Consider the following 14,443-nt stretch of genomic DNA (forward strand, 5'->3'; position numbering starts at 1 on the left):
CTACATCCTTTCTGGTGTTACAAATTTAAAACCACTATCTTTAAGTCTTGGAATGGCTATCTTCAAAGCTTCAATAGTACGCTCAGGTGCACCCACTGCACCACCTGAATTTTCACCTGCATCATGCAAACAAATTATAGAATTTTCTTTTGTCCTACACATTAATTTGTTTATAATAATCTCTACAGTACTATCTTTACTCCAATCTTCTGCCATTACATCCCATAAGGTCATTTTTAGATTATATTTTTTAACAAATGAATTTGAAAATATATTAGTATGACCCCATGGTGGACGATAATAGTTTATATCTACACCTAAATTTTTCATTATATTTATACTTTCTATAAAATCTTTTTTAACATAATTATAACTGTAAAGCCATGCATTTTTATGTTCCAATGAATGTAAACCAACTACATGATTTTCTCTTAACATTCTTTTTATAATTTCAGGCTCTTTTTCAGCATTCTTTGCAACTACAAAAAACATGGCTTTTATATCATTTTCTTTTAATACATCTAATAATTTTTCTGTATATCTCTTATCTGGACCATCATCAAATGTCAGTGCAATTTCATTTTCTCTAGTCATATTTTTTAATACATCTTTATTTAATAGTTTGTTATAATATGTAGGTATAATTGAATGTACTAAAAAAATCAATGCAACAACTGTAATTAAACCTACTACATACATTCTATACACTCTCCTTGTTCATCAAATGAAAATAAAATATTTTCTAATGTATTATTATCAAACTGTTTTTTTAATTCTTTCATATTTTTACTCATCTCTTGAAGAGTAGCATCATCATAAATTAAATCTTTTATTTCATCTACGTAGTATTTTTTATTTTTATCAAGTATTCTTCCAATCTTATTATTTAATATAAAATCAGCATTATTTATCTCTTGTTGTAAAAATGGATTAAATGCTAATATTGGAAGTTCTGAATAAATTGTTTCAAACAATGTTATTCCACCTGGTTTAGAAATAATAAGATCAGCATTTTTCATATATTTATATACTTCATTAGTATAACCTACTACCTCTATATTTTCATATCTGTCAGATAACTTATAATACATTTTTTTATTATTACCAGTTATTACAGTAGTTTTTACTCCTTCTAAACTATTTAATTCACTATAAAACTGTTCTGATTTAGGTAGTAATCCTAATCCTCCACCCATTATAAGTATGTTTTTTTTATTTGAATGATTTATATGTTCTATTCTTTTAAATTCTTTTTTTACTGGAATACCATTAACTTTAACTTTCTCTTCATCTATACCCTTAAAAACAAGTTCCTCCTTAGTAGATTTACTAGCTACTAAGTAACAGTCTGTATTTTTACTAATCCATTCTGAGTGACTACTTATATCTGTTATACATGTTATCAGAGGAAGCTTTGAATTATACTTTTCCTTATATCTTGATACTAATTGTGAACAAAATGGAAAAGTTGAAATAACTACTGTTGGTTGTATCTCATCAAGTAACTTGTCTAATTTAGTTAAAAAATAATCTGAAAAAGTAAATTTTATATCTTTCTTCCCATTTTCTGTACATTTATAAAATAAATTATAAAGACTACTTCCCCGATTTACAAGGATAGAAAAAGTCTTGTACATTTTATCTGAATAGTTAGGCATAATGTATTCAAATATATCTTTAATTATTATTTCTGAATTATTAAATTTAGTTTTTATATCTTCACTTAAAGAGTTTGATGCTGAGTAATGACCCATCCCAAATTTTCCTGTAAGAATTAATACTTTCATAAGATTCCCTCCTCATTAAAGCCTTTCTTTTCCTCTAATTACTATATTTATAAGTATAGACTTTAAATCTTTAGAAAAACCTAGTATAATTCTTAAGAAATCTTAAAGTTTTAATTAAAAAATACAAAACCCAATTAATATAGAAGATTATCTCCTATACTAATTGGGTTTTATATCTATATATATTCAAATACATACACAATCATTATAATTATTTAAACATACTTTATTTAATTATTCTTTATAACTAATCCATAATATTATATTCTTCATATAAAGGATATTTTTCAGTTAATCCAACAACTAATGTTCTAGCCTTAGACTCTTCATTATAAGTTAAACATAGGTCTATAGCCTCAGCAATTATCGCCATATCTTCTTCTTTCATACCTCTAGTAGTTACAGCTGGAGTACCAAGTCTTACTCCACTTGTAACAAGAGCACCGTTTGGGTCAAATGGAATTGTGTTTTTATTAGCTGTTATGTAAGCATCATCTAATCTTTTTTCTGCAGCTTTACCAGTTATATTTTTATTAGTTAAATCTAATAGTATTAAATGATTATCTGTGCCTCCAGAAATTAATTTAAAATCTCTTTTAATAAGTTCTTCAGCTAGTGCTTTTGCATTTTTAGCAACTTGCACTTGATATTCTTTAAAGTCATCACTTAAAGCTTCTTTAAAACAAACTGCCTTAGATGCAATTATATGTTCAAGAGGCCCACCTTGAATTCCAGGGAATATCGCTTTGTCTATAGCTTTAGCATACTTTTCTTTACAAAGAATAACTCCTCCACGAGGTCCTCTTAAAGTTTTGTGAGTTGTTGTTGTAACAAAATCGGCCACTTCACATGGATTCTGGTGAAGACCTGCTGCAACAAGACCTGCTATATGAGCCATATCTACCATAAGCAATGCTCCAACCTCATCAGCTATCTCTCTAAACTTTCTAAAATCTATTTCTCTAGGATATGCACTTGCTCCTGCAACTATCATTTTAGGTTTTACTTCATGTGCTATTTTTCTAACCTCATCAAAATCTATAAGTCCACTATCTTTGTCTATGCCATATTCATAAAATTTATAATACTGACCAGAAATATTAACGGGAGCACCATGAGTTAAATGCCCACCTTGAGATAAATTCATTCCCATAACAACATCACCTGGTTTTAACATAGCAAAATATACACCAATATTTGCATTTGCTCCAGAGTGAGGTTGAACATTAGCATGTTCTGCTCCAAATATTTTTTTAATTCTATCTATTGCAAGAGTTTCAACTTCATCTATGTACTCACATCCACCATAATATCTTTTGCCTGAGTAACCTTCCGCATACTTATTTGTAAGATGACTTCCCATAGTTTCCATCACAGGAACTGATACTATGTTTTCAGATGCTATTAATTCAATATTTCTTTGTTGTCTTTTTAACTCTCTTTTCATACTTTCATAAATCTCAGGGTCCGCTTTTTTCAAGTTCTCAAACATATTACTCCTCCTAGTTATTATTTAATTTTCATTTTTACAGACATTTCATAATTTTCGTTTTTATCAATATGATAATTTATTATTATAGTCCTTTACAAATTAATAGTCAAGTGTTTTGCCATTTTTCCATATTTAACATAGTTACTTTCTTTATTTTTAAGTTAAAATATAAGAAATAATATTGTCTAATTCTTTTAATTGGATATAATTTAAATGTGACTATTTTTAAATAAAAAAAGATAATATAATTTATATATATATTAAGGAATATTGCCTAGAAATTTGGTATAATTTCAATATTATGTTTTTTAATTTGGAGGTGTATTTATGAATCAAAATGAGGAGCTTGAATACAAGAAAAATATTCTAAAATTAGCTCTATTTGTAGGGGAACTTATGATAAAAAATGGAGCTGAAACATCTAGGGTTGAAGACAGTGTCCTTAGAATATGCAGGTCAAGAGGATTTTATCATGTAAATATTTTTACAACTCCTACAGTAATAATTATTTCTGATGAAAAATTTGATGGCTTTTCATTTATGAAAACGATTCAATCAAGAGGTATAAACTTAAATAAGATTTCTTTATTAAATAGTTTTTCTCGAGAATTTGTAGGCGACAAAGAATATGATATTGATAATGCCATTGCACGTCTTTATGAAATACAAGATGTAAAACCTTATCCTTTATGGATATTTTACTCTTGTACAGGAATTGCATCTGCTTGTTTTGCTTGTTTGCTTGGAGGGAATTCTGTATTAAATTTTATACTTACATTTATAATAGCAATCTTTGCCGCAATTACTTATGATAAAACTATGAAAATAAGTGCGATATCTGCGTTTTCCTGTTTAGTATCTTCTTTTTTAATTGCACTTTCAGGAGTTCTGTTAGTTGAAATAGGTATTTTAAATGACCCTAAAATGCTTATAGTTGGTGCTATAATGCCACTACTCCCAGGAGTTGCCTTTATAAAAGCTATTAGGGATTTAATATCAGGTAATTTAATATCAGGAATTTCTCGTGCTTTTGATGCAGCTATGATTATTATCGCAATTGCTTCTGGAGTAGGTTTTGTTCTTGATACATGGTATAGAATAGGAGGTCCTTTCTAATGACTGATATGTCAATGATTTTACATTTTTTATTTTCAGGCATTGCAACTGCTGGATTTGCTGTTTTCTTTAATGCACCACTTTATCTACTTCTTCCAGCTGGAATAACTGGTGGAATTGGTTGGATTGTGTATGTTTATTTATTTAATTTTACTACAAATGCAGTTTTTGCAGGTTTTATAGCTGCTGCTTTAGTATCAGCATGTAGTGAGACTCTAGCTAGAAAATTAAAGCAACCAGCTATTGTATTCGTAATCCCAGGTATTCTTCCCTTAATACCAGGTATTGGATTGTACAATACAATGTTATCTTTGATTCAAAAAAATTATTCTTTAGCCATGTCAAAAGGAACAGATGCACTATTTTTAAGTGCTGCAATAGCACTCGGTGTATTAGTTGTAACTTCTTTTGTAAGAACATTGAATCTTTTGAAAATCAGAAAAAACTTTATTCCTTACAGAAAATCAAAATAAAAACATAAAAATAGCAATGTGCTAAAGCTCTACAAATACACACTGAGTATTTATTCAAAAAGTACATTGCTATTTTTAATTATAATTATTTTAAAGGTCAATTAATATTCTTGTTATTACTGGTATAAACTCTCTACTATCTCTGAATTTTTTGTCATTCTTCTTTAAGTATAAATAACAAAGTATTGTAAGACAAATTCCAACTAATCCACTTATGGCTTCAACCCCAGATTTCATACCTATTGCACCTAATATATAGTAAGTCCCTATTGTTCCAACAAGAAGTGCTATAAGTGGTATTATATAAGCCATTACAGCTGCTTTTAATACATTCATATTATCCATACTTACTTCTACATGGTCACCAATTTTTGCACCAATTGTGTTATCTACTTCTACTAATATTTCCTTTGATTCTGCTGAATTTGTAGTAGCACATTTTCCACAAGCAGCACAAGCTGAATGTCTTTGCATTTTTAATTTTGCAGTTCTATCATCAACAATTTCCATAATAAATCCTTGTTGATTCATAACTAACCGCCTCCTTATTTTGTAAATTTATTTATAGTATCCATAAGTTCTTTTATCATTTCTTCAGTTTGCTCGCCATCATCATGTTTGATACTTTCTGCTACACATCCTTTTATATGATTTTCCAATATAATCGTACCTACTCTGTTTATAGCAGACCTTATAGCCGATATTTGAACCAATATATCAACACAATAACGTTCTTGCTCTACCATCTTTTGTATCCCTTTTACTTGACCTTCTATTCTCTTTAATCTTTTTATAAGAGCTTCTCTCTCATTGTTTGGTGCTAATTTTCTTTCTTCCATAAACTCACCTCATACTCTAATGATGTCTTATGCAATTATGCTTTACTTACCAATTTGTTTAAAATACAATACAGTTATTATTACTATAAATGCTAAAATTGATATTGCAATAGACCTACTTTGATTCTTAGTTTGTTCCATACTTAACTTTCCATTCATCTTAAATCCTGCTAATGGAAATAAAAATATAACTAATGCATCAATTCCAAGTACAACTTGGGCTGCAATAGTCCATTTACTCAAAAAACAAAATATTCCACACACACCTAAAAGAACCTCTAATATATTTATAAATTTATAAGTAGGTTTTTTTGCTATATATTCTTCAATTTTTTCCTTACATTCTGCACGACATGGATATATGTTTGTATTGTCATCATATTGTATAGCCAATTTATTATTTGGTGACTTTATATCCCTATTACAGTAAAGACATTTTTTCATGTTGTATTCTCCTCTAATATTCCTATTTAAAAATTTTGCCTAAATTATTATATGCTTTAATACTATTATACCAAATAGATACAAAAAACAAAAATAAAAGGAACAATTTTAGCGATTTCTTTTACTTCAATGTATAATCTATAATGAATTTATAATAACAATTAAACAAAATTATTTATATCTAGTTTAATTGTTATATAATCTAAAATAAGTCAAATTTGTATGAGAGGTTAAAATGAAACAAATGGAATTAGCTATTGTAAGTTTAAAAAAAGATGCTGGAGAAATTTATGAAGACCAAATAAAGCAATTTTTAGGAGACAATATAAAAATAAATTTATACTCGTTTGAAGAAGGAAATTTAAGATTTTTTAAAGAAAATTTAATACTTCTATCTGCTTATTTAAAGTATGATGAGATAGCAAAATTGTCCCATCATGATGCTCAAATTATTGTACCTAAGTTAACATTTGAAAAAAACAGTATCGATATGATATCAAGATTAGAAAAAGATAAAATTATTTATGTATATAATCTAAGTAAGGATATGGCAATAGAGACAATATCTTTAATACATAGACTAGGAATAGACAATATCAATATCCTACCTTGCTATCCAGAGATAGAATTTACTCCTACAGATGCTATAATACTAACTCCTGGTGAAAAAATCTTACCTAAAGTTAAAAATTGTAAAGTTATAGACCTAAAATATAGAATAATAGATTTAAGTTGTATTGTTGAAATTGCTACAAAGACTAAACTAAAACATCTAATAAAAGATGACTTAATAAAAAAATATGTAGAGAAAATAATACCTACAAGCTATAGTACAGGTGAGTTATTATTAGATGCAAATAAATTTGAAAGGCAGTTTGATTTATTATTATCTATAATTGATGATGGAATTATATGCACTAATAATGATGGAATTATTCAATTCTACAATCATATGGCTAGAAAAATTTTATCTATAAATGCAAATGAAATGATTTATGAATTTATTGGTGATTGTATAAAAGAAATCAATTTTCAAAACATATTAACCAATAAAGCTCCATTTTATGAAAAATTAATTAAAATAAATCATGTTGATATAAATTTAGAGATTAAACACATACAATTAAATGTATTTGATGGATTTATATTAAAAATGACCAAATTCTCTCAACTAGAAAAAAAGCAAGCAAAGCTAAGAGCACAATTAGTCAATTCAGGTAATGTCAGTAAATATACATTTGATGATATATTAGGTTCTAGTATACAAACTATTAATACAAAAAAAATAGCCAATAACATGGCTCAATCAAATTCCTCTATTTTAATAATTGGTGAAAGTGGTACTGGTAAGGAATTATTTGCTCAATCAATTCACAGTGCCTCTAGGAGAAAAGATGGACCTTTTGTGGCAGTAAATTGTAGCACTTTTCAAGAAAGTTTATTACAAAGTGAACTATTTGGCTATGATGAAGGTGCTTTTACTGGTGCTAAAAAAGGTGGAAAAATTGGTTTATTTGAATTGGCTAACAATGGAACTATATTTTTGGATGAAATTGGTGAAATGGATTTAAATTCTCAATCTAAATTACTTAGAGTTATACAGGAAAAACAAGTACGACGTATTGGCTCAAACAATGTCATTGATATTGATGTAAGAATAGTTGCGGCTACTAATAGAAATTTAAAAGAACTAGTATCTAAAGATATGTTTAGAAGAGACTTATATTTTAGATTAAATGTTCTTCCTCTTAAAATACATCCTCTTAGAGAAAGACCTGTTGATATATTTGAGATTTTTAACTCTTTAAAGTATGATATCTCATGTAATTTTACTCTAAGTGAAGAAGTAAAAGAAATCTTCAAAGTGTATAAGTGGGAAGGAAATGTAAGAGAATTAAGAAATTTAGGAGAATACTTCTGTTACCTAGGAAAAGATGTTATAGAGATATGTGACTTACCAGAATATATATTGGATACTATAGATTCAAATTATAGTAGAACTGTCTGTAACAAAATAACAGATAAAACAGTAAAATATAAATTAAACATTAACAAAAATAAAAATTTAATAAAACATGATTATAAATTTAGAAGACCTTTAGAGGAATACCTATTTATATTGGATAATTTAAAGAAGGCTTATGATTTAAAAGAAAGAATTGGTAGAAAAAGTCTGTACAAAATAGCTTTAGAGGAAAATAGATTTTTAACAGAGCAACAGATTCGAAATATTCTTCTAGAATTACAAAACTTTGGACTTGTCGATATACTGGTTGGTCGTGGTGGCTCAGTTATAACATCAAAAGGATTTGAATTTCTAAAAAAGCATGAATAGGTTTAAATGGTTAAACTGTTTAACTATTTAAACCTATTTGATTATATTTTCATACATATGAAACTTCATTGTAAATAACCTTTTCCATAAAGCACTAGATATAATTAATATTTTTAATTCCTCTATACTTTGAAATTACTTAGCATCATACATTAACTTATTGTCAATTAATTTTTATTATTCATCTTGGCATGTTGTTTGCTTAATATTATTAACATAAATTTTAAAATTACTGGAGGTTTTTACAATGAATTATAATTTTAATGAAGTTGTTGATAGAAGTAATAATTTTTCTTCTAAATGGTCCGAGATGGATAAAAAATATGGAAGTAATGATTTACTTCCTATGTGGGTAGCTGACATGGATTTTAAAGCTGCTCCTTGTATAATTGAGGCTTTAAGCAATCGATTAGAACAAGAGATTTATGGTTACACAACAAGACCAGATTCTTACAATGAATCTATAGTAAGTTGGCTAGATAGAAGACATAATTGGAAAATAAAAAGTGAATGGTTAGTTTATAGCCCAGGTGTTATACCAGCTATAAGTCTTTTAATAAACGAACTTACAAAAGAAAACGATAAAATAATGATACAAGAACCAGTTTATAGTCCTTTTAATAGTGTTGTAAAAAATAATAATAGAGAACTGGTTATAAGTCCATTACAAAAACTAGAGGATGGAAATTATATAATGAATTATGAAGACATTGAAAGCAAGATTAAGGATGTAAAATTGTTCATACTTTGCAATCCTCATAATCCAGTTGGTAGAGTGTGGACAAAAGAAGAATTAAAAAAACTAGGAGACATTTGCCTTAAACATAATGTAAAAGTAATCTCTGATGAAATACATAGTGATATTATATTAAAAAAACATAAACATATACCTATGGCATCTATTTCTAAGGAATATGAAAAAAATACAATTACTTGTATGGCTCCTACTAAAACCTTTAACATAGCTGGTCTTCAGTCATCTTATGTGATACTACCTGATGAAAAAGACTATAAATTGTTGGATTATGCCTTTACTAGAATTGATATAAAAAGAAATAACTGCTTTAGTTTAGTTGCAACAGAAGCCTCATATAATAATGGTGAACCTTGGTTAGAATCCTTCTTGGAATATTTAGAATCAAATATAGATTTTGCTATAAAATATATAAATGAAAATATACCAAAACTTAAAGTTAGAAAACCAGAAGGTACTTATTTATTATGGGTAGATTTTAGTGGACTTGGATTAAGTGATGATGAACTAGAAAGTATACTTGTTAACAAAGGTAAGATTGCTTTAAATCAAGGAAATAGCTTTGGTATTGGAGGAAGTGGGTATCAAAGAATAAACTTGGCTTGTCCAAGAAGCATGCTTGAAGAAGCTCTTACAAGAATAAAAAATGCAATCAACTAAAAATATTTAAGGAGAATTTGCACTATGAAAATAGATACAGAAAGAAAAAGACCTTCATTTAGATATTCCTTGTTAGTAATGCTTGCAATAATAGCTTTAACATCAATTGGCATAGTTATATTTAATGCTTCTATAACTATAATGTTTTTACTTTCATGGCTTATAGTCGTTCCTGCAGCTATGAAGCTTGGTTATACTAATGATGAAATAGAAGCTTTTGGATTTGAAGTTGGTAAGGATGCTTTTCAATCAAATTTAATTATACTTTCTGTTGGCGTACTAATAGCAGCTTGGATAGCTGCTGGTACGATACCAACAGTAGTATATAGTGGGCTAACAATAATAACACCTAAATATTTTTTACTTACAACATTAATAGTCTGTTCACTTACTTCTGTTGCTACTGGTACATCTTGGGGAACTCTTGGAACTTCTGGTATAGCAATGATGAGTATTGGTACTAGCATGGGTATTCCCCTTGGTTTAACAGCTGGTGCAGTCATTTCTGGTGCTTTCTTTGGAGATAAGATGTCTCCCCTATCAGATTCTACAAATCTAGCTGCAGCAGTTTGTAAGACAGATGTGATTACACATATGAAGCATATGGTTTACACAACAGGACCTGCATATGTAATATGTATAGTTCTATATACAGTAATTGGATTAAAATATTCAAATAATACTATAGACTATGTCCAAATAAATCAAATTAAAGATGTTTTAAATTCAAACTTTCATATTGGCTTAGTAGCAATGATTCCAATAATATTTTTATTATTACTTTTATTTTTACAAAAACCTCCTATTATATCTATACTAAGTTCATCTATCATGGGACTTATCATAGCTGTATTTCAAGAAGGAGAAAAAATAGGTGATATTTTAAATTATATGCTATCAGGTTTTACTATCGATACTGGATTTGTCTATGCTGACAAACTATTAAATCGTGGTGGAATCATGAGTATGGCTGAAACCGTTTTACTAGTCTTTGTAGTTTTCGTTATTGCTGGTATTCTCCAAAAAACTGGTTTCTTAGAGGTACTACTTCAGCCTATGATAACTAAAATAGGAAAATCCAGAACTAAATTAGTTGGGTCTACCTTTATAGTAAGCTACTTTGCAAACGCATTTAGTTCATCAATGATGTTTACTTCAGTATTTGTTGGAACTTTAATGTCTCCAATATACAAAGAGTTTAGATTAAAACCACAAAATCTATCTAGAATTATAGAAGATACAGCCACACTTGGTGGACCATTAATACCATGGAATTCAAATGCTGTTTTCTGTGCCCAAACTCTTGGTGTAAGTCCATTGGAATTTATACCATACTGTTTCTTAAGTTGGATTACTCCTATAATTTCATTTATTTATGGTGTGACTGGCTTTACTATGCTTACATATACAGATGATGAAATTGAAGAGTTAGAGATATTTGACATTGTCCAGAGAAGGGTTGATTAAGTATGAGTTTTGAATACTATTACCTAATTCAGGACATTACAGGTGTATTATTGGCATTTGTAGGACTTAGAATGTCTATCCTAGGATTTAGAATACTTTCAATAAAAGGAATTTCTATAAATACACTTTTAATTTTAATTAAATATTGTTTATTTACTATGGCAGGATTGAATTTATTAATATCTAAGTTTGGAATTACTCACTGGATTTTAAGTATTTGTATGATAGTAATATCCATAATAATGAATCCTAAAATTAGGGTATCCAAATAGAAATAACCATCAAACTCAAAATTTTATAAAAAAGAAACTGCTTCAAACATTAAAGCAGTTTCTTTTAATATTACTTACAATTAAATAACTGGGGTATCAGATAGGTAATCATTACTTACATAACCATATCCACCACTATATTTTATTTTTACCCATCCAGTAGCAAACATTTCTATTGTTTCTACTTTGCTTCCATATGGAAGATGTCCTATTTTCTCATCTTCTGTACTTGGTCCTTTTCTAACATTTAGACCATCTTTTTCTTTTACATACTTTATTTTTACATTTTCATTGCTACTATCAGGCTTATTATTTGTCAGATAAGACCCACTAACATACCCAATATCTTCATTGTACTTTATTTTTACCCATCCAGTTTTTAATACTTCTAAAACTTCTACTTCATCACCATGATTTAAATATCCTATAACAGAAGCTTCTATTGTAGCATCACTTCTTATATTTACCTTATCTGTGTTAGTTACATACATTACTTTCTTATTAGTATTATTTGCTTGTAAATCTTTTAATTCTTTAAATGCACGCTCATTCCCTCCACTACCAACTTGAGTTATAGAGGTAGCACTTTTATTTGAAAATACACTCTTTTGTGTTGTACTTAATTGTTCCCCTACTATAAGTACAGGAGAATCTTCTTTTGATGCTAGTACTCCTACTGCTAGAGCATCTATAAGTTGGTTTTGCTTTTTCATTCCATCTTTAGCTACAAATACATTATTTAATTTATTGGATGTATAAAACTTTTCTATTACTTTACCATTAGTTTCATTTCTATCTGCTCCACCTATTCTTTCAGAGTTAGGTAAACTTTGTTTTATTTTATCTGATACAGCATTAGTAGAACCTATTATGTATGATTTACTTATATTCTTAGATTCTATAAAATCTTTAAAGCTAGATATCCCAGATGAATCAGATACTGGAAGTATAGCCATTCCATTAGTCGCAGCTACAGAAGCTATACTAACTGCGTCTGCAAGACCTGTATATCCGTTTACTACAGCTATTTCTGATATATCTTTTAATTCCTCTATTTTTTTAGCTATACTCAAGGCTGTTTGGTATCTATCACTACCACCAACCCTATCAGTAGTTAAATTATTGGATTCTAACTGTTTTTGTACATCATTTGATACAGAACTAGATAACCCAATTATATAAACTTTTTTAACTCCTAATCTTTTTAATTCTTTCTCAGTTTGTGAATTTAGATTGTTTTTTTCTGTCAATAGTATAGGAGCATTTTTTAATTTAGCAAATGGTGTTACAGACAATGCATCTACAATAGATTCACTGTTTACAACTACAGCCTCATTTGCACTACTCCATCCCTTTTTACTTACTTCAATAGCAGTTTGGTATCTATCCTGACCTACTAAAGTATTTTCTACTGCTGTTCTACTTATTTCATTTGCATGTGACACTGGTGATAAGCTTAAAACTAGAGATAAACACAATACTGATGATATTGATTTAGTTAATTTCATCTTAACTCCCCCTAAAATTATAGTATCTATATTTTTCCTATTTAAAATAGTATAACATAATAATTTAGCTAATATCATTACTCTAAAATATTAAATAATATAAATAGGATTTTATTTTACTTCTATAATAAGTTTTTGACCTTGCTTAATATATGCTTTACTCATCAGATATATTTTTATATAATTAAAATTTTTAGCATTATTTCTTTAATTAATTATATATTGAACTCACTTTTTTTAATTAGATTATGTATAATATATAAATAACTGTGTGAATAACTTTTTGATATACTATAGTTTATTATACAAGCTTTATATTATAATGTATAATATATAGTTAATTATCAAATTGATATAAATCAAGTCATATTAAAAGAGGTGTATTTTATATTATGGATTTATTGCATCTTAAGTACTTTCAAACGGTTGCTAGAATGGAACACATAACAAAAGCATCACAAAAACTAAATATAGCACAACCAGCTTTAAGTAAAACTATATCTTCTTTGGAAAGAGAACTTGGAGTCAAGTTATTCGATAGAAAAGGAAGATACATTGTATTAAATGAATATGGAAAATTATTTCTAAAAAGAGTGGATAGTATTTTAGATTTGGTAGAAATGTCAAAAAAGGAATTACGAGATACTTCTTTAGAAAACTCAGGAGAAGTAAAAATATTAGCAACTGCAGCAGCTAATGTATTACCTTCACTTTTAAGTAATTTTAGAAAACTATATCCTAACATTACTTTTAATGTTTCACATACTTTGCCATCTTCTTACAAGAAAAGTGATTTTGATTTGTATATATCTTCTTCTTTTACAAAAATAAATTCAGAAAATAATATAACTTTAACTTGTGAAGAGATATTACTAGGTATTTCAATTAATCATAACTTATCTTTAAAAGATGAAGTATACCTAAGCGAAGTTTCTGATGAAAACTTCATAGTTATAACTAAAGGTGAGAACTATAGAGAAATAATAGATATACTATGTGAATCTGCTAATTTCAAACCCAAAATAGCCTTTGAATGTGATTCACCATACACAATTTATGCACTCATAAAATCACTTCAAGGTGTTGGATTTATATGTGGAAAATCATGGGGGTTATCTAAAGACCCCGAAATTAAACTGTTACATATAAAAGATATTGAATTTAAAAGATACTTAAATCTATCATGGTTTAATGAAAATTACACATCTAAAGCCGTATTATTATTTAAAGACTTTCTTATTAACTATTTTAAAAATCTTTAAATAAAAGCTATAACTATAGTCTTTTCATATTAAA

At 27.9% G+C, this 14,443-nt stretch carries 14 protein-coding genes; 7 read left to right on the top strand and 7 right to left on the bottom strand.

The window, feature by feature from the left end; all coding sequences use genetic code 11:
* From hexD to ACTG47_RS14795, 3 genes are all read right to left on the bottom strand, one after another.
* On the bottom strand, positions 1–699 hold the full coding sequence (gene hexD / locus ACTG47_RS14785; protein ID WP_479925116.1) for a polysaccharide deacetylase HexD: 699 nt from the start codon (positions 697–699) through the stop codon (positions 1–3).
* On the bottom strand, positions 690–1,787 hold the full coding sequence (gene hexS, locus ACTG47_RS14790) for a monogalactosyldiacylglycerol synthase HexS (RefSeq protein ID WP_169469944.1): 1,098 nt from the start codon (positions 1,785–1,787) through the stop codon (positions 690–692). Before hexS ends, hexD begins: the two co-directional genes overlap by 10 nt.
* A 247-nt stretch (positions 1,788–2,034) precedes the next feature.
* On the bottom strand, positions 2,035–3,279 hold the full coding sequence (locus ACTG47_RS14795) for a serine hydroxymethyltransferase (protein ID WP_169469943.1): 1,245 nt from the start codon (positions 3,277–3,279) through the stop codon (positions 2,035–2,037).
* 327 nt (positions 3,280–3,606) lie between these two features.
* Between ACTG47_RS14795 and ACTG47_RS14800 the strand changes: the two genes are divergently transcribed.
* Both ACTG47_RS14800 and ACTG47_RS14805 read left to right on the top strand, forming a co-directional pair.
* Complete coding sequence (locus ACTG47_RS14800) at positions 3,607–4,395, top strand: threonine/serine exporter family protein (RefSeq protein WP_479925117.1); 789 nt, start codon at positions 3,607–3,609, stop codon at positions 4,393–4,395.
* On the top strand, positions 4,395–4,868 hold the full coding sequence (locus tag ACTG47_RS14805) for a threonine/serine exporter family protein (protein WP_054271304.1): 474 nt from the start codon (positions 4,395–4,397) through the stop codon (positions 4,866–4,868). The genes ACTG47_RS14800 and ACTG47_RS14805 overlap by 1 nt, the downstream gene beginning before the upstream one ends.
* 90 nt (positions 4,869–4,958) lie before the next feature.
* Here the strand turns inward: ACTG47_RS14805 and ACTG47_RS14810 are convergent, their stop codons facing one another.
* The 3 genes from ACTG47_RS14810 to ACTG47_RS14820 are packed head-to-tail and all read right to left on the bottom strand — an operon-like array spanning position 4,959 to position 6,151.
* Positions 4,959–5,399, bottom strand: a complete 441-nt coding sequence (locus ACTG47_RS14810; protein WP_169469940.1) for a SoxR reducing system RseC family protein — start codon at positions 5,397–5,399, stop codon at positions 4,959–4,961.
* 14 nt (positions 5,400–5,413) lie between these two features.
* Positions 5,414–5,707 carry a metal-sensitive transcriptional regulator gene (locus tag ACTG47_RS14815; protein WP_021385716.1) on the bottom strand — a complete coding sequence of 98 codons (294 nt, stop codon included), beginning with the start codon at positions 5,705–5,707 and terminating at the stop codon, positions 5,414–5,416.
* Positions 5,708–5,749: 42 nt separating this feature from the next.
* Positions 5,750–6,151 carry a hypothetical protein gene (locus tag ACTG47_RS14820; RefSeq protein ID WP_479925118.1) on the bottom strand — a complete coding sequence of 134 codons (402 nt, stop codon included), beginning with the start codon at positions 6,149–6,151 and terminating at the stop codon, positions 5,750–5,752.
* A gap of 235 nt (positions 6,152–6,386) precedes the next feature.
* On the opposite strand from ACTG47_RS14820, the gene ACTG47_RS14825 reads away from it, so the two are divergent.
* The 4 genes from ACTG47_RS14825 (at position 6,387) to ACTG47_RS14840 (ending at position 11,639) form a co-directional block, all read left to right on the top strand.
* Positions 6,387–8,486, top strand: coding sequence for a sigma-54 interaction domain-containing protein (locus tag ACTG47_RS14825; RefSeq protein WP_479925119.1), 2,100 nt, complete (start codon positions 6,387–6,389; stop codon positions 8,484–8,486).
* A gap of 247 nt (positions 8,487–8,733) precedes the next feature.
* Positions 8,734–9,900 (top strand): MalY/PatB family protein, encoded by a 1,167-nt coding sequence (locus ACTG47_RS14830; protein ID WP_479925120.1) that lies wholly within the window; start codon positions 8,734–8,736, stop codon positions 9,898–9,900.
* 24 nt (positions 9,901–9,924) lie between these two features.
* Positions 9,925–11,367 carry a Na+/H+ antiporter NhaC gene (nhaC, locus tag ACTG47_RS14835; RefSeq protein WP_479925121.1) on the top strand — a complete coding sequence of 481 codons (1,443 nt, stop codon included), beginning with the start codon at positions 9,925–9,927 and terminating at the stop codon, positions 11,365–11,367.
* 2 nt (positions 11,368–11,369) lie between these two features.
* Positions 11,370–11,639, top strand: a complete 270-nt coding sequence (locus ACTG47_RS14840) for a hypothetical protein (RefSeq protein WP_169469935.1) — start codon at positions 11,370–11,372, stop codon at positions 11,637–11,639.
* Positions 11,640–11,719: 80 nt separating this feature from the next.
* Here the strand turns inward: ACTG47_RS14840 and ACTG47_RS14845 are convergent, their stop codons facing one another.
* Positions 11,720–13,147 (bottom strand): cell wall-binding protein Cwp14, encoded by a 1,428-nt coding sequence (locus ACTG47_RS14845; protein ID WP_479925122.1) that lies wholly within the window; start codon positions 13,145–13,147, stop codon positions 11,720–11,722.
* 392 nt (positions 13,148–13,539) lie between these two features.
* Here ACTG47_RS14845 and ACTG47_RS14850 point away from each other — a divergent pair, with 392 nt between their 5' ends.
* Positions 13,540–14,409, top strand: a complete 870-nt coding sequence (locus ACTG47_RS14850) for a LysR family transcriptional regulator (RefSeq protein ID WP_054271311.1) — start codon at positions 13,540–13,542, stop codon at positions 14,407–14,409.
* Positions 14,410–14,443 lie beyond the last annotated feature (34 nt).

It is taken from the genome of Clostridioides sp. LIBA-6622, assembly GCF_056716095.1.